Source organism: Congzhengia minquanensis, from assembly GCF_014384785.1.
In the GTDB taxonomy this organism is placed as follows: Bacteria; Bacillota; Clostridia; order UBA1381; family UBA9506; genus Congzhengia; species Congzhengia minquanensis.
Map to the genome: position 1 here is coordinate 422,432 of NZ_JACRSU010000003.1, position 24,149 is coordinate 446,580.

Consider the following 24,149-nt stretch of genomic DNA (forward strand, 5'->3'; position numbering starts at 1 on the left):
GTTTATTCGCTTTCCGCCATGCGATATCCAACGCCTGGCTCTGTGAACAGATATTCCGGCTCGGCAGGGTTTTTCTCTAACTTGCGCCTCAGGTTTGCCATGTTTACCCGGAGGGTTTTGTTGTCTTCGCTGGCATAAGGACCCCAAATTTCTTTTAAAATATAGTCGTAGGTCAGCACCTTGCCCGAATATTTAGACAAAAGCTCAATAATTTTAAATTCAATATTTGTCAGGTGCACAGCTTCTTCTCGTACGGTTACCATATATTTTTCAAAATCGACTTTTAAATCCTTCGACTGATAGGTTTTAATTTTTTCCAGGCCTTCGTCAAGGTTCATCCGCTTGTGTCTGAGAGACGTTCTGATTCTGGCCAGCAATTCGCCGCCGCTGAACGGTTTGGTGATATAATCGTCGGCTCCTGCGTCCAGAGCGGCAATTTTGTCGTTTTCATGTTCCCGAGCAGAAACTACGATAATGGGGATGTTCGACCATTTTCGAATATCTTTTATAATATCTAACCCGTCAATGTCGGGGAGCCCCAAATCCAGAAGGATTACGTCGGGCACATAGCTGGGAATCATGGTTAGTGCTGTGTTGCCGTCGGGTGCTGTCACCACGGTGTAATCGTTGGTTTTAAGCAGTGCGTTTATGAATTTGCAGATGTTGTTTTCATCTTCTACAACCATAATTGTTTTTTTTCTACTCATTATTTTCCTCCTCGTCAAGTGGCAGGTAAAAGCTGACGAAAGCGCCGCCGTCCCTGCCGTTCTCCGCCTTCATTACACCACCGTGGGCCTTTATAATAGACGAGCATACAGAAAGCCCAATGCCCATATTCCGGTTGTTGTCCTGTGTTTGCGACGCGGCGATAAATTCTCCGTCGTTAATTTTATCCAATATCTCCTTTTGAAAGCCAAAGCCGTTGTCTGTTACAGTAAAACGCGCCCAGCCGCTTTCGATTTTCACATCTACTTTCAGTTCCGTTGCGCATTTGCCGTGGCGGATGGAATTTTCCATTAAATTAATCAGTACCTGTTCAATTAGAACACAGTCCATGGGAACAAACAGAATTTTTTGGGGAACAGAAACGGTAACCGAGGCTTCTGGATAATACTTTTTTAAACGCAGGACTGCGTGCGAAATAATTTCCTCCGCCGCTTCGGGAATTTTGTCCAGGGTTTTTGTGTCCTCCTGAATTCTGGTAATAGAAAGCAGGTTTTCCACCATGCGAATGAGCCAGCTTGCGTCTTCTCGAATTTCTTTGTGAATTTCCAGCCGTTCTTCCGGTGAAAATTTTTGTTCGTCTTCCATCAGCATATCGCTCATGCCTGCAATGGAGGTCAGCGGCGTTCTCAAATCGTGAGAAATAGCCCGAAGCAGGTCGCTGCGCATTTTTTCCTTTTCCGCTGTGGCCTTTAAAGTTTCCTGCTGTTTAATCTGTGTCGTCATGGTGCTGGTGATGACCGACACCGTCAGCATGCTGATAATGGTAATGGGATATCCGGCCATGGTCATATTAAACTCGAAGAAAGGAAATGTAAAAATATAATTCACACACAGCACACCCGCGACTGACGACAGAATTCCAAATAGGTATCCGTTTGTAAACCGGGATGTGAGCAGCACTGCCAGCAAATATATCATAGAAACGTAGACATTTCCGCTGTCAAAAATTCGGATAACACAGCAAAGCAGCGTTGCTGCAGCCAAAAAAAACAGCATTACCAGCCCGTCCCGCACGGTGAAAGGAAACAGCGCTTTTAAATTCAATTTCATTTTTTCCGCCCTCCGATCAAACTAAAATCATGAACTGCGGCTTTTAGGCGGCGTTTGCTACCGCCTCAGTTTCTATAAGATTCATTATATCACACACGCAATCAATTGAAAAGCGCACAGCTGCCTTTTTTACGTTAATATGCCGCTAAGAATTTGGTGCCGGTTGCCCGGGAAGATAGAATATGGTATAATAAGTCTATACAGAGAATAAATGGCTTTACAGGAGGCGTCCAACATGAAAAAAGACCAATCAGAGATGTCTTCAGAGGAACTGTGGCATTTGTATCCAATTATTTTGAGTGAACACAAGGACTGCTGGAAAGACTGGTATTTGGAAGAAAAGGAAACGTTAAAGAGAATTTTAAAGCTGGACAATATGATTTTAAGCCACATCGGCAGTACCTCGGTTGATACGATCTGGGCAAAACCCACGGTAGATATTTTAGTGGAGGCAGACGGCGGAGATTTTTCGGCGGTTTTTGAAACTCTGGCGAAGCACGGTTATATACATATGTACAGAACCAAAACCCGCATGTCGTTTGTGAAAGGCTATCTGCCGGAGGGGTTTGCCGAGAAGGTGTATCACATTCATGTGCGGCTGTTTGGGGACAACGACGAGCTTTACTTTCGGGATTATTTGATTGAACACCCTGAAACTGCAAAAGAATATGAAACACTGAAGCTGGGGCTGTGGAAACCCTTTGAGTTTGACCGGGACGGCTATACCAACGCGAAAGGCGAATTTGTAAAAGCGGTAACGGAAAAGGCCAAAAGGCTTTACCGCGGTAGATACATTCGAAGTGAAATTTAAAAGAAACGCCTGCAGATTTTCTGCAGGCGTTTCTTTTGTTAAAATAAAAGTTTCAGCGGATAGGGTTTGTTGTTACCCGAGGCTATTTCGCTTCCGTCTTTTGTTATGCGGTATTCGGAAATTTTCCCGTCCGCCCATGAAAAGCTGACAGAATATCCGCCCCGGGCACGCATGCCGTGTACCGCGCCCTTGTCCATCTCTTGGCTCACCGCCGGAAGCAGGGTAATTTCATTGGGAGCGCTTTTTACAAGCATTTCGCCAAGACCTGCTGCGAACCCGAAGTTTCCGTCAATCTGGAAGGGGGGATGGGCGTCAAACAGGTTTTTATAGGTGGATTTGATGAACATGTTTTTCACATATTGATAAGCCAATTCCCCGTCTAATAGCCGGGCAAACTGATTGATAATCCAGGCGTTGCTCCAGCCTGTGTGACCGCCGCCGTTCTCTAACCGTGTTTTTAAGGTTTTTTTGCAGGCATCAAACAGGGGCGTGCCCTCTTGAATGAGACCTGCCGGGTGCAGAGCATACATATGGGAAATGTGCCTGTGGCCAAGTTCGTGTTCTTGAAATTCCTCGTTCCACTCCATAATGCGTCCGTCGCTTGTAATTTTAAGTGGCGTTAAATGTTTCTTTATGTAGTCGCATTTTTTCTTAACGTCTTCTTTTCCGCCCAAAATCTCACAAATTTTGCCGGTGTAGGTTACAAAATCATCGATAATCCCAATGTCCATTGCGGTGATGCCGGAAACGGAAACCAGCTCTCCGTCCAGCACATAGCGGTTTTCCGGAGAGGTGGAGGCAACGGTTGTGAGGAATCCGTCTTCGCCTTTGTACAGCCAGTCGCACAAAAAGTCCAGCGCGCCGGTCAGCGTTTCAAAATTTTCTTTTAAAAACTCTGTGTCCCTGGTATAGTCGTAGTGCTCCCAAATCTCGCGGCACAGCCACAGTCCGCCCATGGGCCAAAAGGCGTGCATTGCGCCGATTCCGGCTGGGGAAGTGAGGCGCCACACGTCGCAGTTATGGCACAGCACCCAGCCGTTTGCGCCAAAGTGGTTTTTCGCGCTTGTTCTGCCTGCCTGGGAAAGCTCTTTTAAAAACGGGAAAATGGGCATGTGACACTCGGGAAGCCCGCTCATTTCTGCGCTCCAGTAGTTCATTTCTGTGTTAATGTTTACCGTGTAGTCGCTGCGCCAGGGGGGCATAATCTCCCTGTTCCAAATTCCCTGCAGATTGGACGGCTGCGTTCCCTCCCGGGAACAAGAAATTAAAAGATAGCGGCTAAAGTGGAACATCAGCGCCGCAAGGCTTTGGGGGAATTTTTCTGCAGCCGCGTCACGCAGCAGCTCGTCTGTAGGACGGCTGTCCTCCTCGCCCAGGGTGATTTCGCACCGGCTGTAAAGCGGCTGGTAATCTTCCAGGTGGCGGCGTAACAGTTCTTCAAACGTAAAGCGGGAAGCGCCGGAAATGTCTTTTTGGCAAAGGGCTAAATAGTCTTTCCCCTCTTTTGAGGGGGATTTGCACCAGGAAGAGTAACCTGTTTGAATGGAAACCAAAATGAGTGCGCGGCTTGCGTGGCTCACAGACAAAACGCCGCCGGAGCAGACAATACTGCCGTCTGTAACAATTTTTATCATACCGCAAAAGGGAATGGTGTCCTTTTCTTCATCATAGTAATATTTCTGCGCGCCCTTTTCTTTTGCGTAATAGTCAATATCCGCCGGGCACCGTCCGGTGATGAGAACAGAATCCGTCCCGCTTTTTACGCTGTGGTCTATGGCGCAGGATAAATATGCATCAAAGTGCAGGCTGCTCTCCTGCTCAGCACAAATCTCAGCGGCAAACACATTGTCCGGCTTGGAAACAATGGCCCGTCTGGCAATGGTGTTGCCGTTAAATTGAAATGATGAAGATACAACAGCGGTTTTTAAGTCCAGCTCCCGCCGGTAGTTTTTAATGGTGCTTTCTGAAAAAGAGCTGTCTCCGGGGGCATAGCGCATGGAAAAATCACTGTCTTTTTTTAAATCTACAGTCAGCGTGCCAAAGGGAAGATAAGCCGAAGCCTCGGTTCCAATCAGCTTTTCCGTTACCAGCTTGTCTGCCTCACGGTATTTTTTATTTTGAATAAGTTCTTTCAGCTGCGGAATATATTGTGCGGCCTCAGGGTTCGACCGGTCGTGAGGATAGCCGCCCCACAGGGTTTCTTCGTTGAACATGAATTTTTCAGAAACTGCGCCGGAATATGCCATTGCGCCCAGACGTCCGTTGCCCAGCGGCAGCGCCTCGTTCCAGGTAAGGGCCTCTGTTTTGTACCATAGTTTATGCAAGAAAATCATCCTTTCTGAACTTTTTCTTTATCATATCGAAAAGAGGGAGTGAAGTCAATCATTTTTTCAAAATTTTGTACGGCTTATGTAATATTTTTGTTACAAATTCTGAATATTCGTTGAAAAAAAAGATGTTTTGGGATATAATAAAAAATAAAACTATGTTTGAACTGGATTAAAGGAGCTTAGGGAATGACAAATATGGCTGGGAAAAGGATTTTAATGGCGCTAACCAGATTTGATATAGGCGGCGCTGAAACTCACGTTTTAGAATTGTCTTTAGAACTTAAGCGCATGGGATATTATGTTGTTGTCGTTTCAAACGGCGGCGTTTATGAACAGAATTTAAAAGAGGCTGGAATTCACCATTATAAAATTCCCATGCACTCGAAAACTCCTGTTAATATCGCAAAATCCCTGCGGGCGTTAAATAAAGTGATAAAAGATGAAAAAATCGAAATTGTCCATGCCCACGGCAGAATTCCTGCCTTTTTGTGCGGCATTTTAAATAAATTTGTGAAATTTACGTTTGTTACCACCGCCCATTGGGTGTTCGACACCTCCCACGGGCTAAAATATGTTTCTAACTGGGGCGAAAAGGTTATGGCCGTGAGCGAGGATATTAAAGCCTATCTCATGGAAAACTACCACACCAACCCTGCAGATATTTACGTCACGATTAACGGCATTGACACTAACAAGTTTTGCCGGGAGGCAGACGCTTCAAGCGTTATCTCAGAATTCTCGCTGTCGCCGGATTCAAAAAAAATTGTCTACATCAGCCGCATGGACAAAGACCGTGCCCAGCTTGCCTTTGAACTGGTGGAAATCGCGCCGGAAATTGTAAAGGAATTTCCGGATATTGAAATTGTAATCGTTGGCGGCGGCAATGTATTTTTAGAGCTTCAGAAAAAAACAGAAGAAATGAACAAAAGGCTTGGCAGCCGTCGGATTATTTTAACCGGCGGCAGAACTGATATTTATAAATTTGCCGCTTTAGGCGATATTTTTGTCGGTGTATCCCGTTCCGCGTTAGAGGCTATGGCCTGTGAAAAACCGGTAATTGTTGCGGGCAACGAGGGGTATATCGGCATATTTGACGAAACAAAGTTAGACAGTGCAATTGAAACGAACTTTTGTTGCCGGGGCCTTGCGTTGTCTTCCTGTGATAAGCTTTTAAAAGATGTGAAAACCCTTTTAAACAATTCTGTTGATGAAAATGCCCGGCTTGGCCGGTTTGGCAGGGAGCTTATTTTAAATTCTTATTCCCTGTCAAAAATGGCGCAGGACTGCATAAAGATGTATGTTGCGGCGTCGGACACGAAAAAGTGGGACGCTGTGATTTCTGGCTATTACGGATATAAAAATTCCGGCGATGAATCGCTTTTGTTTGCAATGCTGCAAAACCTGCGGGGTGAAAAGGAAGATATCCGTCTTTTGGTGCTGTCGAAAGATCCGCAGGCTACAGAGCAGGAATATGGCGTTCATGCAATGAACCGCTACAACCTTTTTAAAATCAGAACAGCCTTAAAACAAAGCAAGCTGCTTATTTTTGGCGGCGGCAGCTTGATTCAGGACGTGACCAGCGATAAATCGCTATGGTATTACCTTACCGTAGTGAAGCAGGCGGTGGGCCTTAACGTTCCCGTTATGTTTTATGCCAACGGCATTGGGCCGGTTACAAAGGCAAAAAACAGGGACAAGGTGCGCGACGTGCTGAACAAGGTGGATGTTATTTCCCTGCGGGATACCAATTCCTATTATGAAATCAAGCGCATGGGCGTTGGGCTTGACCGGGTGAAAATCACCGCGGACCCAGCACTTACCATTGACGGAATCAACCGGGACGAAGCACAGGCACTGCTCGCAGAAGAAGGGGTGCCGGCGGGGAAAAAGCTTTTGGGCATTTCCATCCGCAGCTGGTGGTCGTGTAAACCGTCGTTTTGGAATCAACTTGCCCGGGGGATTGAGCAAATTTGCAGACAGTATGACTATATTCCTGTTTGGATTCCACTGAAACACCCGGACGATATTACCGTTTCCAAAGAGGTTGCAGCAAAAATGAACATTAAAAGCTACACGCTTACCAAACTTTACAAAGCCAGGGAAATTGTGGGAATTGTGAATGCATGCGATTTAATCATCGCCATGCGTCTTCATTCTATGATATATGCGTCGGAATCCGGCGTGCCGGCCATTGGCCTTTCCTATGACCCTAAGGTGAGCGGTTTTGTGAAATATATCGGCGTAAACGCTACGCTGAATCTGGATGATTTTTCAGACGAGAAACTGGTTTCCATGGCGCGCAGCATCACCTTAAACCGGGAGGAAATTCAAGCGTCGTTAGAAGAAAAGGTTTCGGAGCTGAAAGCTAAGGCGATGGAAAATGTGGACATGGCTATGGCACTGATTAACAGGGCCGACGAATTTGAAAAAAGCGGTGATATATCTTGAGACTGATGGGAATTGACTTTGGCGACGCCAGAGTTGGCATTGCGCTTTCCGACCCGCTGGGAATTATGGCCCAGGGCTATGAAACGCTTGATAACGACGGGACAGACAGCCTGTTTTACAAGATTCAATCTATTATAAAAGAAAAAGAAGTTACAACCATTGTGATTGGGCTTCCGAAAAACATGGACAATTCGGAAGGATTTCGCGCAGACGCCACGAAAGAATTTGCGCAGAAGCTGAAATCCTTTACTGATGCGAAAATAGAGTTTTGCGATGAGCGGCTCACCACTGTGAGCGCCCACGGAATGCTCAGTGAGATGAACGTAAGAGGAAAAAAACGCAAGGGCGCGGTGGATACGCTTTCGGCCGCACTCATTTTGGAGACATATATGCGAAAAAACGGTTTTTAAAGGAGGTTACACAATGAAACGGGCATTCAGCTTGCTGCAGGCCTTAATGATTGCTATTTTGCTTTTTGGCACGGCAACGGCTTCTGCGGCGAATGAAATTTATTATGACGGGGAATGGCACACCTATATCGGCAGTTTTTTTAACCTGAAAATTAACAATGAAACGGTAAACTGCGAAGTTCCGCCCATTGTTTTTAACGACTATTCGGTTGTTCCGGCAAGGGACGTGTTTGAAAAGCTTGGGGCAGAGGTTCTGTGGAATGCGGAAAACGAAAAGGTGACCGTGAATTATGGAAGCACACAAATTATTCTTTACATAAACAACACAACAGCGTATAAAAACGGCGCGGCGGAAAAAATGCCTATTGCGCCGAAAATTATTAATGCAAAAACCATGATACCCGTGCGGTATGTATCGGAGTCTTTGGGATTTGGCGTGGATTTTGACTCGGTGACCGACACCATTTTAATCACCACGAACGGCGGGGCGGTAAAACCGCCTGTAACCAATTCATATACGTCTACACTGCAGTCTTATAGCTGTTCTTCCGGCGACAGCGGCTTTACTGCGGTGTTGAATTTTTCTGAAGAAAATGTGAAATATTCGTCTTTTACCTTAACGGAACCAGACCGGGTTGCCGTGGATATTGCCGGCGCAAAAATGGCATCTTCCATTCAAGACAGCACACTGGATTCAGCCATTGTTTCAAAGGTTCGGTTTGGGCAGCACAAAGACGCTCTGCGCGTGGTATTCGACTTAAAAAGTGCACAGAAATATAACGTGTCGTTGGCGGGGAAAAAGCTTACCGTAACCATTGGTAACGGTTCCGGCACAACTGAGCCCGATCCCCCTCCAGTGGTTACGCCTGACCCACCGGTCGAGCCAGACATCGTGATTGAGCCTTCGCGCTCCATCACCATTGACCCGGGGCACGGCGGAAGCGACCCGGGAGCGTGCTTTACCGATGAGGACGGCACAGTTTGGAAAGAAACGGACATTAATCTTGCGGTTTCGCTGAAAGTACGGGATATTTTAGAGGCAAACGGAGTGCGTGTGGTTATGACGCGCACAACAGAAAAAGACGTGGTGAGAAAGTCCCGTCCTGAACTTGCCAACAGCGAAAAAACGGCTCTGTTTTTAAGCATTCACACAAATTCTGTTGACGGCAATGAAGCAGCCAACGGAATTGAAACCTGGGGCAAACTGGAAACCAGCAAACCCTTAGCCGGGGTGACTGACAAAAGCTTTGCACAAAACGTGCAGAACGCCGTTATTCAGAAAACCGGTGCGCGGGACAGAGGCACCAAAAACAGCGTTGAACTTACCGTGTTAAAATATTCTGCAATGCCCTCCATTTTAATCGAGGTTGGCTTTATCACCAATACCAACGAGCGGGGCAATCTGTTCAGCGACGCTTACCGAAGCAAGCTGGCCCAGGGAATTGCAGAGGGCGTGTTAAAGACTTTCACCGATATGGGCGTTTAACATCGTATAAAAATAAATTTTTTCCTCATAATAAATCTATTAAGTGATTTATTTTGGAGGCAAAAATGGAGAATAATATCAATCAAAACAATACGAATCAAGACAGCGGCCAAAATAACCAGGCAATGAACGAAACGGTTTCGGAAAATATTAAGGATTTTGGCAGCACCGAGGTGCAGAACTCCAGGGGAAATATTCACTGCCTCACCATAGTGGGAGAAATTGAGGGACACACACAGCTTCCGCCCAGCAGCAAGGCAACAAAATATGAACACGTTCTGCCGCTTTTGGTGTCTGTTGAGCAGGACGAAAAGGTCGACGCGCTGCTGCTGGTTTTAAATACCATGGGCGGCGATGTTGAGGCAGGCCTTGCCATCGCTGAGTTGATTTCGTCTATGACAAAGCCCACTGCATCCATTGTTTTGGGCGGGGGACACAGCATCGGCGTTCCGCTGGCGGTTTCGGCAAAACGCTCGTTTATTGCCAGCTCTGCAACTATGACTATTCATCCCGTGAGAATGAGCGGAATGGTAATCGGTGTGCCGCAGACCTATGAATATTTTCGCCAGATGCAGGACAGAATTACCAATTTTGTGGTGAGAAATTCAAATATCAGAAAAGAAAAATTTACGGAGTTAATGATGAAAACAGGGGAAATGGCCAACGACGTGGGAACCATTGTTCCGGGGGACGAAGCGGTTGCCTGCGGCCTGATTGACGAAAAAGGCGGGCTTGACGCGGCGCTTTCCTATCTGTATCATGAAATAGAAAATGTAAAAAATCAAGAGGGGGCAAATCCATGTTGACGGATATTGAAATTGCACAAAGAGCAAAAATGGAGCCAATTGAGAAGATTGCCGAAAAAATCGGCGTGAAAGCAGAAGAGCTTGAATTTTACGGAAACGACAAAGCAAAGCTTTCCGGAGCGGTTTGGGAACGGGTAAAAACCAATTCTGACGGAAAGCTGGTTTTAGTAACGGCCATTAACCCCACGCCGGCAGGCGAGGGCAAAACCACCACCACGGTAGGGCTGGGACAGGCGATGGCAAAAATCGGAAAGAAAGCAATGATTGCCCTGCGCGAGCCGTCTTTGGGCCCCGTTATGGGAATTAAGGGCGGCGCGGCCGGCGGCGGCTATGCCCAAGTGGTGCCCATGGAGGATATTAATCTGCACTTCACAGGCGATTTTCATGCTATTACCGCCGCCAACAACCTGCTTTGTGCCATGATTGACAACCACATTATGCAGGGCAATGCGCTGGGCATTGACCCAACCAAAATCGCATTTAAGCGTGTGATGGATATGAACGACCGGGCACTGCGCCAAGTGGTTGTGGGGCTGGGAGGAAAGACCAACGGCTATGTCCGCGAGGACGGGTTTATGATTACGGTGGCCTCTGAGGTTATGGCAATTTTGTGCATGGCGGAAAACTTAACAGACCTAAAGGCACGGCTTGGCAGGATTGTTATTGGATATACATATGACGGCGCCGAGGTGAAAGCCCGCGACTTAAAGGCAGAGGGGGCAATGTGTGCGCTGCTGAAAGACGCCATTAAGCCCAATTTAGTGCAGACCTTAGAAAACACACCGTGTCTCATGCACGGCGGCCCCTTTGCCAACATCGCTCATGGCTGTAACAGCGTGCAGGCAACGAAACTTGCGCTAAAGCTCTCTGATTACGTGATTACAGAAGCCGGTTTCGGCGCTGACCTTGGTGCGGAGAAGTTTTTAGACATTAAATGCCGTGTGGCAAATTTAAAACCCTCTGCCGTGGTGCTGGTTGCAACAGTGCGCGCTTTAAAATATAACGGCGGTGTGGCAAAAGCAGATTTGGGTGAAGAAAACACAGAGGCGCTCTCCCGCGGGATTGTGAATTTGGGGAAACACATTGAGAATTTGAGGCTTTATGGCATTCCCGTCATTGTAGCCATTAACCGGTTTGGCCAGGACACAGATGCAGAGCTTAAAATGATTGAACAGTATTGCCTTGACAACGGCGCAGACTTTGCCCTTTCCGAAGTGTTTGCAAAGGGCGGAGAAGGCGGCGTGGCGTTGGCAGAAAAGCTGGTGGACGTAATAGAGCGCACCGAAAGCCGCTTTGCGCCGATTTATGACGAAACACTTCCCATAAAAGAAAAAATTGAAACCATTGTGAAAAAGATTTATGGCGGCGACGGCGTTTCATATACCGCTGCGGCGGAGAAGCAAATTGCAGCGCTTGAGCAGGTCGGATATGGCAAGCTGCCTGTTTGTATGGCGAAAACGCAATATTCCCTGTCAGACGATGCAAAGCTTTTGGGCAGGCCCTCAGGCTTCACTGTCACGGTGAAAGAGGTGCGGGTCTTTGCAGGAGCAGGATTTGTTACGGTTTATGCCGGCAGCATTATGACCATGCCGGGCCTGCCGAAATCACCTGCCGCAGAGCGGATTGACATTAGCGAAAACGGCGTTATCAGCGGATTGTTTTAAGACTTGTTATTTTCGTAACTGCATATAACAAAAAAAGCGCCCGAAGGGCGCTTTTTTAATGCTCAAAAATAAATTTTTGTACGTTATAAACAGACTCTGCACCGTCAGCGGCAGCGGTAATGATTTGCCGAAGCGTTTTCTGCCGCACATCTCCTGCGGCAAACACGCCGGAAACGGACGACTGCAAGTTTTTGTCCGTAATCACATATCCATATTTATCCAGCTTCACAAAGCCTTTAAACACGCCGCTGTCCGGTGTGCTTCCGATAGCTATGAACACGGCGTTTGTGTCAATGAGCGTTTCGGTTTCGTTCTTTACATTTTTCACTTTTACGCCGGTAACGGTGTTTTCGCCCACAATTTCTGAAACAGTGCTGTTTAGCACAAACCGAATGTTTTCTTTGTTTTTCGCCCGGTTATAAAGGTGCTTTGCACCACGGAATGTGTCGCGCCGGTGTACAACATAAACGGTTTTGCAAATTGCAGACAAAAACAGCGCGTCTTCTAACGCAGTATCGCCGCCGCCGACAACCGTTGCTGTTTTGTTTTTAAAAAAAGCTCCGTCGCAGGTGGCACAGTAGGAAACGCCTTTGGCGGCGAACTCCTCCTCGCCGGGCACGCCAAGCTTTTTGGGAAAAGCGCCGGTAGCTAAAATTAAGGCTTTGGCGCGATATTCTCCATTGGTGGTAACAATGGTTTTTATACCATTGTTTTCACGCACCTCCACCACCTCTTCTGTTTTAAATTCCGCGCCGAACTCTGCGGCCTGGGCACGCATGGACTCTGAAAACGAGAACACGTCCCGGATTTCCGGCGCGCCGGGGTAATTGTCAATTTCAGAGGTTTTCAGCATTTGCCCGCCGAAAAACAGTTTTTCAAGCACAACGCAGGAAAGGCCTGCCCGTCCTGCATACAGCGCGGCGGAAAGCCCGGCCGGGCCGCCGCCGACAATTGCTAAATCATACATTTTCATCATCCTCACTGTCGTCCGTTTTTGAAAGCATGGAAACGATGTCCGAATATACGCCCATGGGGTCGGCTTTAAACCCGCGTCGCAGGCGAATGGCTGTTTCCCTGCTGCCGGCAAAAACAGACATGGTAATAAGCGTATTTTTCCCTTCTTTCAGTTCTATATCCACATGATATGCATCTTTTCCAACAGGAATGATTTCACAGCGGTATTGTGCCTTTTCCCGTTCCCGGCGAAAATATTCGTCAATGGTGTTTTTAAGCGACGCGCGAACACTGGCCATAATTTTGTCTTCAAACATGTCTAACAGCTCGTTGCCCTGCTGGGTTAAATCAAACTTTTCTACCTCGTCGCGCCAAACCTTTTTGATGTAGTTGTCGGAAACCACAGCGTCAATGGCGGAACACAAGTCCATAAAATTAACGCTGGTTGCTGTGAGCATAAAGTGCTTTACCTCAATGTCGGTAATTGGAATATCTGCATAGCGGATGCAAAACAGCACCGACAGCTTGATTTCTGTTTCGTCGTTTAACCGGTAATATACATTGTCCCATATATTTTTTTTCACTTTGCCACTTCCCCTAATGCAAGATATCTTTCTAACATTATAGCACAGGCAGGCAGAAGCGTCAATCCAAATTCCTGTAATTCATGTGCTGTTGCAATCCTTTTAAAAATATGATATACTTACCATACTATGAAGCGAGGGTGGAATTTATGACGGTTAAAAAAATTTTGTCGCCGGCAAACGAATTTTTAAAAAAGGCTGCAAAGTTAAAGCAAAAAAAGTATCGGGACGAATTTGGCCTGTTTGTAACGGAGGGAGAGCGTTCCTGCCGTGAAGCGGCAGAGTCTGGCTTTGTTGTTGACTGCATCGTGATGACAGAACGTTTTTTTGAAAGTCATGAGGGTGAATTTGCAGGCTTTAACCGCATTGTCACCACAAACAAACTGTTTATGACACTCTGCGACACCAAAACACCTCAGGGCGTTTTGGCAGTGGTAAAAGTTCCGGAAGAACGGGAGCTTACAGGCAACCGTTATATATATTGTGATGGAATTCAAGACCCGGGAAACGCGGGTACAATGATTAGAAGCGCTGACGCGTTTGGATTCAGCGGGGTCATTTTTTCTGCCGGCAGTGTAGACGTGTTTTCACCAAAGGTTATCCGTGCGTCTATGGGTTCGGTTTTTCATATTGAACTAAAAACGTTGGCCGGCGCGGAATTTTTAGAACAGGCTAAACAGGGCGGATATTTTATTACGGCAAGTGCCCTGCATGGCAAAAGTGTAGATATTCACAACATGACGGTTTTAAAAAAGCAGATTTTTGTCATTGGAAACGAGGGAAACGGCGTTTCAAAGGAGATTTTGAAGCAGTCTGACGAAATTGTCCACATACCTATGAGCGGCGCGGCAGAGTCGCTTAACGCCGGGGTTGCGGCGTCCATTTTAATGTTTGAGGTGTCGAAGCATGAATAAGTTTATGCAGGCCGCGCTGAAAGAAGCGCAGCTGGCGCAGGAACAGGGTGAAGTTCCGGTAGGGGCGGCGGTGTTTCAAGACGGCAAGCTAATTGCCGCGGCCCACAATTTAACGGAACAGACAGGCGACCCCACCGCCCATGCAGAGCTTTTGGCGATAAAGGCGGCGCTTGCAAAGCTCGGCGCGAAAAATTTAATGGGCTGTGAGCTTTTTGTTACTTTAGAGCCGTGCGCCATGTGCACCGGCGCCATTCATCTGTGCAAATTAAACCGGGTTTATTTCGGCGCTTATGACGCAAAGAGCGGCGCCTGCGGCGGGAGTGTGGATTTGCCGGTTTCCGGCTGTTTTGACTATAAAACCGAAGTTTACGGAAGCATCGATGAGCCTCAGTGTGAGGCAATTTTGAAGGAGTTTTTTAAAGATATCCGGAAAGGGGGCAAGCATGGCGCAAAATTATAAAAAGCCGGTGAAGCAAACGGACATGGCTGCTCTCTTTCCACTGATTGCACCCATCATAGAGCAGGGGGGCGCAGTAAAAATCAAAGTGACGGGCTACAGCATGTATCCTCTGGTTTCGAGCCGCCGGGACAGCGTGCTGCTGGGAAAATATGAACGTTTGAAAATCGGCGATGTGCCGCTGTTTCGGCGGGAGGATGGAAGCTTTGTTCTGCACCGGATCGTCGGCGAAAAAAACGGCGCATATTTTGTAATGGGAGACTATGAAACAAAAAAGGAATATCCCGTTTATCCAAACCAGATTGTGGCAGTGGCCAAGGGCTTTTACCGGAAAGACAGGTTTTGGCCTTGCAGCAGCTTTCGCTACAGGCTTTACAGCGCGTTTTGGCGCAGGACGGTTGCGATTCGGCCGTTTTTATTAAAATGCCTTGCAAGAAGAAAATAACACCGCCGGCCGGCGGTGTTATTTTTATACTTGAACAAATTGCACGTTTTCAGGCAGAGACGTTAAAAACGCCGGAATGTCTGCATTCGAAAGAACCACATCAAGATCCGATATGTTACATTGAACAAAGGTGGAACGGGAACCAAGCTTTGAACTGTCGCACAAAAACATGGTTTTTTCCGCGCACTCCATCATGGTGTTTAAAACCGCCACACCTGGCTCTACACAGTCGGACAGAACGCCGCCTGCATCTAAAGATTTTACGGAAAAAATGCACCAGTCTGCATGGAATTTGCGAATGATGCTATCTGCAAAACTACCCGTTAAACAGGTGCGGTTTTCGCGGTTTAACAGCCCGCCTGCGGAATAGGTGGTAACGTCGCTTTGGGAGAGCAGAAATAAAACGTCCACGCTGGTAGTAACCACGGTGATGTCCTTTCTTGTGCAGAGCTTTTCTGCAGTGAAATAGGCGCTGGAGGAGTCGTCTAAAAACACCACGTCTCCGCTTTTAATAAATGTTTCAGCGGTTTCTGCCATTGCGCGCTTTACCGCGCTGTTTTTGTGGCGGCGTGCGGAGAAGGGCACAAACCGTTTTTGAGAATTGGAAAGCTCCGCGCCGCCGTAGCTTCGTACCACTAGTCCGCGGGATGCAAGCTCGCTTAAATCACGCCGGATGCTGGACGCGCTGATATGTAGTTTGTTTGCCAGGTCTTCCACCGTCGCATAGGTGCACTCTGACAGAATTGATAAAATTTCCTGTTTTCGCTCACTTTGATACATTTACATCACCAATCTGCGTACTTCTGCTTAAATATATCTATATTATATCGAAAATGGCAGCAAAAGTAAAGTGAAATTAAAAAGATATGCGCATTTTTGCGCAAATGTGAGCGCCGGACGGCCCTGCCTTTGCTTATTTTTCAACTTTTTCGCCGATGGTTGATTTTGGCGCGGCGGTTGGTATAATAATAGTATAGGCAACTGTTATGAAAGGAATTGGTGACATGAAATTATTTATTGACACAGCAAATATTGCAGAAATAAAAGAGGCAAACGACTGGGGTGTTATCTGCGGCGTAACCACCAATCCGTCTTTAATTGCAAAAGAGGGCAGAGTGTTTGAAGAGGTTGTGAAAGAAATTACAGACGTTGTGGACGGGCCGGTGAGCGCCGAGGTAATTTCGCCCGACGCGGAAAACATGGTGGCGGAAGCGCTTAAGCTCTCCCAAATACACAAAAATGTGGTCATTAAAATTCCCATGACAAAAGAGGGCCTAAAAGCGGTGAGCAAACTGTCTGAACAGGGGATTAAGACCAACGTTACGTTGGTTTTCAGCGCAGCACAGGCGCTTCTGGCGGCCCGTGCCGGGGCATCGTTTGCAAGCCCCTTTGTAGGACGGTTAAATGACATTGGAGCAGACGGGGACGGACTGATTTTTGAAATTGCGGAAATATTTAAGCTCCATGGCATTAAAACAGAGATTATTGCGGCCAGCATCCGCGACCCAAAAAATGTGACTGCCGCAGCAAAAATGGGCGCTCACATTGCAACTGTTCCGTTCAGTGTTTTAAGTAAAATGTTTGTCCATCCTTTAACGGAAGCGGGGATTGCAAAATTTATGGAGGACTGGAACTCCCATTTGGCAAAATAAGGGGCGTTTAGATGAACATAAATGAACTGTTGGGAAAACACCCCTGCAGCTGCGGCAGAACGCATGCTTGCGCAATTGCGCAGGTGCATATTGAGCGGGGCGCGGTTTCTCATTTAAAAGAGCTGTGCGAAAATTTTGAAACGGTAGCGGTGGCGGCGGACCACAATACATATGCGGCCTGCGGGGAGCAGGTGTGCAGCGTTTTAGGGGAAAAGCTTTGCAGCACCAAAATTTTTCAGCCAAAAGGGCTTTTGGTTCCAGACGAAACGTCTGCGGCTGAGCTTTTTCAAAGCGCTTCAGGCGCCGATTTAATTGTGGGCGTAGGCTCCGGCGTTATTCAGGATTTGTGCAAGTATGTAAGCTATAAAATGGGCGTGCCTTACATCATTGTGGCCACCGCCCCGTCTATGGACGGGTATGCGTCTACCGGAGCGGCAATGATTATGAACCGAATGAAGGTGACATATTCCTGCCATGTTCCCATGGCAATTTTGGCGGACACGGAGGTGCTAAAAAACGCGCCTTTGGAGCTGATTCAGTCGGGCTTTGGAGACATTTTAGGCAAGTATTCCTGTCTTTGCGACTGGCAGCTGAGCCATGTGGTGACAGACGAATATTTCTGCAGGGAAATTTTTGATTTAACCATGTCAATGGTGAAACAGACAGAGGTTTTGGCAAAAAAGCTGCTGGCAAGGGACGAAGAAAGCGTGAAAACGCTGATGGAGGCCCTTGTGGTGGTGGGAATTGCCATGAGCTATGCCGAAAGTTCCCGTCCCGCGTCGGGCAGCGAGCACCATTTGTCCCACTTTTTTGAAATTGTGGGGTTAATTTGCGGTGAACCTTATTTCCTTCACGGAATTGATGTGGCATATTCCGCCTATGTGACGCAGTGCCTGCGGGAAAAGATGATAGAAAATGGAATTCCGAAAGTGTTTCCGAAGTTTTGCCGTTCTAAGTGGGAGAAGGGCGTGAAGCAGATTTACAAGCAGGCCGCAGAGGGCGTGCTGGAATTGCAAAACGGCCTGGGCTGGCATGAACAGAGCTTAGAGAAAATTTACAGGGAAAAGGAAAAAGAAATTACCAGCGTGTTGCAAAGCGCGCCGAAGAGTGATATAATACTTGCGCAGCTAAAGAATGTGGGGCTGGATTTAGACGCGTTTGTGAAGCAGTATGGCAAAGAGAAAATTTTAAACGCCGTGTGGTATGCAAAGGACTTAAAAGACAGATATTCTGTGCTGTGGCTGTTCGGCGCAGTTTCACCGGCCGCGCCGTATTCTCAGCCGCAATAAAATAAAAAAGTTGTTGACTTTCATTTCCTCAAATGTTATAATATATCGTAGCCGCGTGCGTGAGGTTATAAACGAATGAAATATTCTACCGAAACGGCAGCGAGCAAGGTTGGAGGAGGTGCAAAAGATGTACGCAATTATTCAGACAGGCGGAAAACAGTATAAGGTTTCCGAAGGTGATGTTATTTACGTTGAAAAGCTCGGCGTAGCAGACGACGAAACAGTAACATTCAACGAAGTTTTAGCAGTTGGCGAAGGCGGCTCGTTAAAGGTTGGCGCGCCCACAGTTGACGGCGCTTCTGTTACAGCAAAAACGCTGGTTGCGGAAGGCAAGTCGAAAAAGATTATTGTTTTCAAGTATAAACCCAAAAAGGGTTATAAGAAAAAACAAGGTCACAGACAGCCTTACACAAAGGTTGTAATTGAAAAGATTAACGCATAAGTTATGACAGAAATTTGCGTTTATCGAAAGAATAAGGACATTGTAAAATATTCGGTCAGCGGTCATACCGGATTTGGCCCGGCAGGGGAAGATATTGTTTGCGCTGCCGTGTCGGCACTGTGCCAGGCTGCATTAAACGGCCTTACAGATGTTGTAGGAATAAAGGCGGGGTTTGAGGTGCGTGAAGGCTATTTAGCGTGCATCATTCCCGAAACCATTTCTGAACCTGAACGCCGCGACGCAGATATTTTACTGAAAACATTGGTTTTGTCCTTAAAGGATTTGGAAGAACAATACGGTGATTATATAACCATTACGGAACTGGAGGTGTAGGTATGCTTAAAATTAACATTCAGCTGTTTGCTCATAAAAAAGGTGTCGGCAGCACAAAGAACGGCCGTGATTCAGAGGCAAAGCGTTTAGGTGTTAAAAAAGCAGACGGTCAGAACGTTCTCGCAGGAAACATTTTGGTTAGACAGAGAGGAACAAAAATCCATCCCGGAACAAACGTTGGTAAGGGCGGAGACGATACATTGTTCGCTTTGGTTAACGGAAAAGTGAAGTTTGAGAAGTTCGGAAGCGGCAAAAAACGCGTCAGCGTTTATGAGGACGTTACAGCGTAATTAAAAAAACGGCTTTTAAGTCCCGGGTTTTTATCCGGGACTTTTTGCATTTTCGTGATAATATTAGAAAAATGGGGGCAAAATTTTATGGCTGAGGTAACCATCAGGGCAGAGTTTCAGACTTCAGTTGAAACTGTTTGGAATGTTGTTACAGACAATGAGCGGTACGGCTGGCGGAGTGATTTGGAAAAAATTGAACTGTCGGAGGACAAAAATATGTTTACAGAAATCTCCTGCGGCGGCATTAAAACAAACTTCACCATTACGGAAAAGAAGCCTTTTGAGCGGTATGCCTTTGACATGAAAAACAAAAATATGCAGGGGCGCTGGATAGGAAAGTTTGTACGCGGCGGCAATGGCGGCTGCATCATCGAATTTACAGAAAACGTAACTGCGTTTTCACCGTTTTTGAACCTGTTTGTAAAGTCTTACTTAAAAAAACAGCAGAAACAGTATGTGAAAGATTTAAAAAAGGCATTAGGAGAGGAAGGGTGACATGCCGAAACTTTTTGCAATTTCAGATTTGCACCTGAGCTTTTCAGCAGACAAGCCCATGAACGTTTTTGGTAGCAGATGGGACAACTATGAAGAACGCCTGCGTCAGAACTGGCAGGAGCAGGTTTCAAAGGATGATGTTGTGCTGATGCCGGGGGACACTTCATGGGCAACATATGTGAAAGACGCGGCATGCGATTTTCATTTTATTGAAAAGCTGAACGGAACCAAAATAATTTCAAAGGGCAACCACGACTATTGGTGGGAAACGTTGTCAAAGTTAAATCTGTTTTTGGAAACGAATCGGTTTTCCACCATACGGTTTGTGCACAACACCACAGAGGTGTTTGGAAACGTTGCGGTATGCGGCACGAAAGGATATCCGGAAACAGAGCAGGAGCCGGACTGCGATGAGGAACGAAAGCTTTACCGCAGGGAGCTGGTTCGCTTAGAAAATGCGATTTCAGAGGCGAAAAAGACCGGCGCAGAGAAGATAATTGTGATGCTGCACTATCCGCCCGGCGCAAACTCGGCCTTTGCAAAAGTTATGCAGGAGGAGAATGTGGACTTTTGTGTGTTCGGACATCTTCACGGCGGATATTTTAAAAATGCGGTGCAGGGGAATGTGCGCGGCGTAGAATACCGCTTGGTTTCCTGCGACTATTTAAAATTTGAGCCGCTGAAAATCTGCGAATTTTAAAACGGGTGTTTTTTATCTGCCTGAGAAAGGCCCACTTTCGGAGAGCACCCGTAGGCCTTTGTGTAGGCTTTGTAAAAGGAGGAATAGCCCGAAAAGCCGGCGCTGACACACGCGCTGCTGATGGTTTCGCCGCTGCGGCACAGATCGCGGATTAACAGCAAACGCTTGTTGGTGATGTAACTGCTAATGGTGTAGCCTGTGTGCTCGCGGAACACGCGGCACAAGTGATATTTTGATACAAAAAACTGTTCTGACAGATGCCCTAACGACAAGTCGCCGTCTAAATTTTGGTTGATGTAGTCAATCACCTTGCGGACGGTGGAGTTTGGTTTAGAGTCTGCGTCCGCTGCGGGCTGCATGTGGTTTAAGGCGTGCAGAATTTCCACCATGGCGCATTTTTTCACTGTGTCGCAGGCTGGTGTTTGTTCTTTTTCATATTTTTCAATTCTTGGCAGAATGTCTGCAATTTCAGAAACGGACACCAGACCGCCTGGAATCAGGTTGTTTTTTCCTGCCGGACGGTTCAAGAAAATATTTTTATACATCTTACAATTGTTTTTTTCAAAAAAATCGTGGGAGATGTTAATGACAATACGCTCATAGTCTGCCGGTCCGGTTGGATAAATGTCGTGCATCTCATTGTCCCGAATGATAATTGTGTCATAGGGGCGAAGCGGATAGGTAGAGCCCTCAACCACGAATTTCATGTTTCCCTTTATAAAAATAAAAATTTCATAACTGTCGTGGGTGTGCAGAGCAAAATCCTCCCGGGCAGGGTGCAGGCTCAGTTTGCGGAAATAGGTCATGGTTTTGTCCTCTGTTTGGAAGGAACTAAGCGTAACGCTGGGGGCATATTGGTTCATTTGCAGCATCTCCTTTCGGTTCTTGTTTTATCATAGCACAAAACAGCAATATTTTCAAGGTTTTTCACAATAAACACATTGTAATATGCAAATATTTGTATTATAATGATTTTGTAACCAAGATATAAAGGAGTGCGATTTATGAGCTATTCATTTACAATTTCCGGCTTTTCAGATGAAATTGATTCAAACGTGGTGAAGCAGTTTGAGCATCTGAACAAGCTGGGAATTTCTTATTTTGAGCCCCGGGGCATTGATGGAAAAAATATTGCCGATTTAGACGACGGCGAGGTTTTGGCATTAAAAGAAAAAATGGACCAATACGGCATTAAGGTTTCCTCCATTGGTTCGCCCATTGGTAAAATTTCGATTAACGATCCAATGGAGCCCCACATGGAAAAACTTGCCCGTGTGATAAAAACAGCAAAAATGTTAGACACAAAGTATATTCGGGTGTTCAGCTTTTTTATTCCAGAGGGGGAAGACCCGGCAAATTATAAAGAAGAAGTGCTTTCCCGCATGAAGCAGATGGTGGCGCTGGCGGAAAAAGAAGGCGTTGTTCTTTTGCACGAAAACGAAAAGGGCATTTACGGCGACATTGCGTCCCGCTGTAAAGACATTTTTGAGGCCGTAAAGTCTCCTGCTTTGGGCTGCGTGTTCGACCCGGCAAATTTTGTTCAGTGCGGGCAAACGGTTTATCCTGACGGGTTCCAATTGCTAAAGCCCTACCTTACCTATATGCATATTAAAGACGCAAAGCAGGACGGAACTGTGGTTCCCTCGGGCTTTGGCGAGGGTGGACTGAAAAAGATTATTTCAGAACTGAAAAAGATGGACTATCAGGGATTTTTAAGCTTAGAGCCACATCTGGGCAGCTTTGAGGGCTTAGCGGCCTTAGAGCTTTCTGACGAGATGTTAAAGCTGGAAGAAAGCGGGCCGGACAAATTTACAATGGCCTATGAAGCGCTGAAAAATATTATTGACGAAAAACAATAATTTCTTTAAAAGAAAGGAAGTTAAAAGCCATGGATAAGGTAAGAATTGGTATTATTGGTCTTGGTAACATGGGTACCAGCCACGCAGTACATATCACAGAGGGCAAGGTGCCCCGCATGGAGCTTGCTGCAATTTGCGATATTGCAGAGGCGAGAAGAACCTATGCAGAGGAGCATTTTCCGGGCGTTAAGGTGTTTGACAACGCCACAGACATGTATAAAAGCGGTTTGCTCGACGCGGTTATCATTGCCGTTCCTCACTACAGCCACCCGCCCCTCGCAATTGAGGCGTTTTCCTATGGGCTTCATGTAATGACAGAAAAGCCCGCAGGCGTTTATACCAAACAGGTTTTGGAAATGAACGAGGCGGCTAAAAAGTCCGGCAAGGTGTTCGGAATTATGTATAACCAGAGAACAAACCCTGTTTATCAGAAAATCCGCAGCATGATACAGCGCGGCGATTTAGGCGAAATTAAACGGATTACATGGATTATTACCAACTGGTACCGCAAACAGAGCTACCACGACAGCAGCGCGTGGCGCTCTACCTGGAAGGACGAGGGCGGCGGCACGCTGATTAACCAGAACCCCCACCAGCTAGACCTTTGGCAGTGGATGTTCGGCATGCCGGAGAAAATCATGTCGTTTTGCTCTTTCGGAAGATTTTACAACATTGAGGTGGAAGACGACGTAACCGCCTACATGCAGTATAAAAACGGCACCACCGGCGTGTATATTACCTCCACCGGCGAAACGCCGGGAACAAACCGCTTAGAAATTGCCTGCGACATGGGCCAGCTGATTATTGAAGACAACAAAATTAAATTTAAGAGAAATATTATGTCTGAGCGTGAATATAACCGGACGGACACAGATAGCATTTTCGGCAGCTTGGAATATTGGAACTGCGACATTCCGGTGGATTCCTCCGGCGGAGAGCAGCACGTAGGAATTTTAAAGAACTTTACTGCAGCCATTTTAGATGGGGAGAAGCTGCTTGCGCCGGGCTATGAGGGAATAAACGGCTTAACCATTTCTAACGCCATTCACTACAGTGCGTTTACAAACAAGTGGGCGGACGTGACGAATTTCCCCCACGACGAGTTTTATGAACTGCTTCAGGAGAAAATTAAAAACTCTACATTTAAAAAAGAAGTGAAAGAACAGAAAACGCTGGACGCAGATTCCATGTCGTCGACACACTAAAAGGAGAGATTAAAGTTATGGATAAACGAATTGGAGCACAGTTATATTCCTTGCGTACATTTTTGGAAAAACCGGAGGATTTAGACCCCACTTTTGCAAAAGTTGCGGACATCGGCTACAAAACCATTCAGGTTTCAGGACTGGGGCCTATGCCGTATTCTCTCATTAAAGAAAAGGCCGACCAGCACGGCTTGGAAATTGTCTGCACCCACATGGGCATGGACAGATATATTCACGAAATTGACGGCGTTATTGCGGACCACAAAGCAATGGACTGCAAAATTGCCGGTATTGGTGCAATGCCCGGCGAATACCGTGAGGATTTGGACGCCTTAAAAAAGTCGATTAACCATTTTAATAAATTTTCAGAGGAGCTGGGCAAAGAGGGCATTACCTTTGGCTACCACAACCACGGGTTTGAGTTTGTGAAGCTTGACGGCAAGTTTATTATGGATTATATCGTAGAAAACACAGACATCAGTTTCATTGTAGATACATATTGGTTTGCGTTTGCAGGAATCGACCCGGCGGCGTATATTAAAAAGCTGGGCAAGCGTGCCATTGTGGTGCATTTTAAAGATTTAAAAGCCCTGCCAAACAACACGGTGACCATGTGTGAGGTTATGGAAGGCAACTTAAACTGGGATTCCATTATCAAAGCCTGTGAAGAAGCAGGAGCAGGCTATGCTATGGTGGAACAGGACAACGCGCCGGACGGCGACGCGTTTGCCAGCATGGCGCTGAGCTATAAAAATTTGACCACAAAGGGCTTTATTTAAAACGGCCGGAAAGGAACGAG

At 46.6% G+C, this 24,149-nt stretch carries 26 protein-coding genes; 19 read left to right on the plus strand and 7 right to left on the minus strand.

Annotated elements, in window-relative coordinates:
* Positions 1–2: 2 nt before the first annotated feature.
* Together H8698_RS09735 and H8698_RS09740 are read right to left on the minus strand one after the other, a co-directional pair.
* Positions 3–707 carry a response regulator gene (locus tag H8698_RS09735; protein ID WP_249313283.1) on the minus strand — a complete coding sequence of 235 codons (705 nt, stop codon included), beginning with the start codon at positions 705–707 and terminating at the stop codon, positions 3–5.
* Positions 700–1,776 carry a sensor histidine kinase gene (locus H8698_RS09740; protein ID WP_249313286.1) on the minus strand — a complete coding sequence of 359 codons (1,077 nt, stop codon included), beginning with the start codon at positions 1,774–1,776 and terminating at the stop codon, positions 700–702. Before H8698_RS09740 ends, H8698_RS09735 begins: the two co-directional genes overlap by 8 nt.
* A gap of 235 nt (positions 1,777–2,011) precedes the next feature.
* Here H8698_RS09740 and H8698_RS09745 point away from each other — a divergent pair, with 235 nt between their 5' ends.
* Entirely contained in the window at positions 2,012–2,587 is a 576-nt protein-coding gene (locus H8698_RS09745) for a GrpB family protein (protein ID WP_249313288.1), read from the plus strand.
* Positions 2,588–2,625: 38 nt separating this feature from the next.
* Here H8698_RS09745 and H8698_RS09750 read toward each other — a convergent pair whose 3' ends face one another.
* Entirely contained in the window at positions 2,626–4,911 is a 2,286-nt protein-coding gene (locus tag H8698_RS09750; protein ID WP_249313291.1) for a glycoside hydrolase family 95 protein, read from the minus strand.
* 192 nt (positions 4,912–5,103) lie between these two features.
* Between H8698_RS09750 and csaB the strand changes: the two genes are divergently transcribed.
* The 5 genes from csaB (at position 5,104) to H8698_RS09775 (ending at position 11,731) form a co-directional block, all read left to right on the plus strand.
* Positions 5,104–7,365 (plus strand): polysaccharide pyruvyl transferase CsaB, encoded by a 2,262-nt coding sequence (csaB, locus tag H8698_RS09755; protein WP_249313293.1) that lies wholly within the window; start codon positions 5,104–5,106, stop codon positions 7,363–7,365.
* Between the two features lie 5 nt (positions 7,366–7,370).
* Complete coding sequence (gene ruvX, locus H8698_RS09760; protein ID WP_249313413.1) at positions 7,371–7,775, plus strand: Holliday junction resolvase RuvX; 405 nt, start codon at positions 7,371–7,373, stop codon at positions 7,773–7,775.
* A 13-nt stretch (positions 7,776–7,788) separates the two neighbouring features.
* A complete protein-coding gene (locus H8698_RS09765) occupies positions 7,789–9,261 on the plus strand; it encodes an N-acetylmuramoyl-L-alanine amidase family protein (RefSeq protein WP_249313295.1) in 1,473 nt (490 codons plus the stop codon).
* Positions 9,262–9,326: 65 nt separating this feature from the next.
* Positions 9,327–10,067 carry a ClpP family protease gene (locus tag H8698_RS09770; protein ID WP_430393574.1) on the plus strand — a complete coding sequence of 247 codons (741 nt, stop codon included), beginning with the start codon at positions 9,327–9,329 and terminating at the stop codon, positions 10,065–10,067.
* Positions 10,061–11,731 carry a formate--tetrahydrofolate ligase gene (locus H8698_RS09775; protein WP_249313298.1) on the plus strand — a complete coding sequence of 557 codons (1,671 nt, stop codon included), beginning with the start codon at positions 10,061–10,063 and terminating at the stop codon, positions 11,729–11,731. The genes H8698_RS09770 and H8698_RS09775 overlap by 7 nt, the downstream gene beginning before the upstream one ends.
* A 55-nt stretch (positions 11,732–11,786) precedes the next feature.
* On the opposite strand, the gene trxB is transcribed toward H8698_RS09775, so the two are convergent.
* Positions 11,787–12,698 carry a thioredoxin-disulfide reductase gene (gene trxB / locus H8698_RS09780; RefSeq protein WP_283245430.1) on the minus strand — a complete coding sequence of 304 codons (912 nt, stop codon included), beginning with the start codon at positions 12,696–12,698 and terminating at the stop codon, positions 11,787–11,789.
* Positions 12,691–13,269, minus strand: a complete 579-nt coding sequence (locus tag H8698_RS09785) for a DUF4364 family protein (protein ID WP_177677410.1) — start codon at positions 13,267–13,269, stop codon at positions 12,691–12,693. Before H8698_RS09785 ends, trxB begins: the two co-directional genes overlap by 8 nt.
* A gap of 149 nt (positions 13,270–13,418) precedes the next feature.
* On the opposite strand from H8698_RS09785, the gene H8698_RS09790 reads away from it, so the two are divergent.
* From H8698_RS09790 to H8698_RS09800, 3 genes are read left to right on the plus strand one after another with little or no spacing between them, the layout of a single operon-like run.
* Complete coding sequence (locus H8698_RS09790) at positions 13,419–14,183, plus strand: TrmH family RNA methyltransferase (protein WP_249313300.1); 765 nt, start codon at positions 13,419–13,421, stop codon at positions 14,181–14,183.
* Complete coding sequence (locus H8698_RS09795) at positions 14,176–14,643, plus strand: nucleoside deaminase (RefSeq protein ID WP_249313302.1); 468 nt, start codon at positions 14,176–14,178, stop codon at positions 14,641–14,643. Before H8698_RS09790 ends, H8698_RS09795 begins: the two co-directional genes overlap by 8 nt.
* Positions 14,627–15,085, plus strand: a complete 459-nt coding sequence (locus tag H8698_RS09800; RefSeq protein WP_177677416.1) for a S24/S26 family peptidase — start codon at positions 14,627–14,629, stop codon at positions 15,083–15,085. Before H8698_RS09795 ends, H8698_RS09800 begins: the two co-directional genes overlap by 17 nt.
* A gap of 24 nt (positions 15,086–15,109) precedes the next feature.
* On the opposite strand, the gene H8698_RS09805 is transcribed toward H8698_RS09800, so the two are convergent.
* Positions 15,110–15,865: a DeoR/GlpR family DNA-binding transcription regulator gene (locus tag H8698_RS09805; RefSeq protein ID WP_249313304.1), complete on the minus strand. Its 756-nt coding sequence runs from the start codon at positions 15,863–15,865 to the stop codon at positions 15,110–15,112.
* A gap of 224 nt (positions 15,866–16,089) precedes the next feature.
* On the opposite strand from H8698_RS09805, the gene fsa reads away from it, so the two are divergent.
* The 7 genes from fsa to H8698_RS09840 all read left to right on the plus strand — a co-directional run bounded on the left by fsa (position 16,090) and on the right by H8698_RS09840 (position 20,286).
* Positions 16,090–16,737, plus strand: a complete 648-nt coding sequence (gene fsa, locus H8698_RS09810) for a fructose-6-phosphate aldolase (protein ID WP_249313305.1) — start codon at positions 16,090–16,092, stop codon at positions 16,735–16,737.
* A gap of 11 nt (positions 16,738–16,748) precedes the next feature.
* Positions 16,749–18,026 (plus strand): sn-glycerol-1-phosphate dehydrogenase, encoded by a 1,278-nt coding sequence (locus tag H8698_RS09815; protein WP_249313306.1) that lies wholly within the window; start codon positions 16,749–16,751, stop codon positions 18,024–18,026.
* 127 nt (positions 18,027–18,153) lie between these two features.
* Complete coding sequence (rplU, locus tag H8698_RS09820; protein ID WP_249313307.1) at positions 18,154–18,468, plus strand: 50S ribosomal protein L21; 315 nt, start codon at positions 18,154–18,156, stop codon at positions 18,466–18,468.
* Positions 18,469–18,471: 3 nt separating this feature from the next.
* Positions 18,472–18,801, plus strand: a complete 330-nt coding sequence (locus tag H8698_RS09825; RefSeq protein ID WP_177677426.1) for a ribosomal-processing cysteine protease Prp — start codon at positions 18,472–18,474, stop codon at positions 18,799–18,801.
* Between the two features lie 2 nt (positions 18,802–18,803).
* Positions 18,804–19,091, plus strand: coding sequence for a 50S ribosomal protein L27 (rpmA, locus tag H8698_RS09830; protein ID WP_177677427.1), 288 nt, complete (start codon positions 18,804–18,806; stop codon positions 19,089–19,091).
* Between the two features lie 87 nt (positions 19,092–19,178).
* Positions 19,179–19,586, plus strand: a complete 408-nt coding sequence (locus H8698_RS09835; RefSeq protein ID WP_249313309.1) for an SRPBCC family protein — start codon at positions 19,179–19,181, stop codon at positions 19,584–19,586.
* Between the two features lies 1 nt (position 19,587).
* A complete protein-coding gene (locus H8698_RS09840; RefSeq protein ID WP_177679940.1) occupies positions 19,588–20,286 on the plus strand; it encodes a metallophosphoesterase in 699 nt (232 codons plus the stop codon).
* Here the strand turns inward: H8698_RS09840 and H8698_RS09845 are convergent.
* Positions 20,283–21,149, minus strand: coding sequence for an AraC family transcriptional regulator (locus H8698_RS09845; protein WP_249313311.1), 867 nt, complete (start codon positions 21,147–21,149; stop codon positions 20,283–20,285). The genes H8698_RS09840 and H8698_RS09845 overlap by 4 nt on opposite strands.
* 141 nt (positions 21,150–21,290) lie before the next feature.
* Between H8698_RS09845 and H8698_RS09850 the strand changes: the two genes are divergently transcribed.
* The 3 genes from H8698_RS09850 to H8698_RS09860 are packed head-to-tail and all read left to right on the plus strand — an operon-like array spanning position 21,291 to position 24,129.
* Positions 21,291–22,145, plus strand: a complete 855-nt coding sequence (locus H8698_RS09850; protein ID WP_249313313.1) for a sugar phosphate isomerase/epimerase family protein — start codon at positions 21,291–21,293, stop codon at positions 22,143–22,145.
* 29 nt (positions 22,146–22,174) lie between these two features.
* Positions 22,175–23,350 (plus strand): Gfo/Idh/MocA family protein, encoded by a 1,176-nt coding sequence (locus tag H8698_RS09855; protein ID WP_249313315.1) that lies wholly within the window; start codon positions 22,175–22,177, stop codon positions 23,348–23,350.
* A 17-nt stretch (positions 23,351–23,367) separates the two neighbouring features.
* On the plus strand, positions 23,368–24,129 hold the full coding sequence (locus H8698_RS09860) for a sugar phosphate isomerase/epimerase family protein (protein WP_177679936.1): 762 nt from the start codon (positions 23,368–23,370) through the stop codon (positions 24,127–24,129).
* The last annotated feature ends 20 nt before the right edge of the window (positions 24,130–24,149 follow it).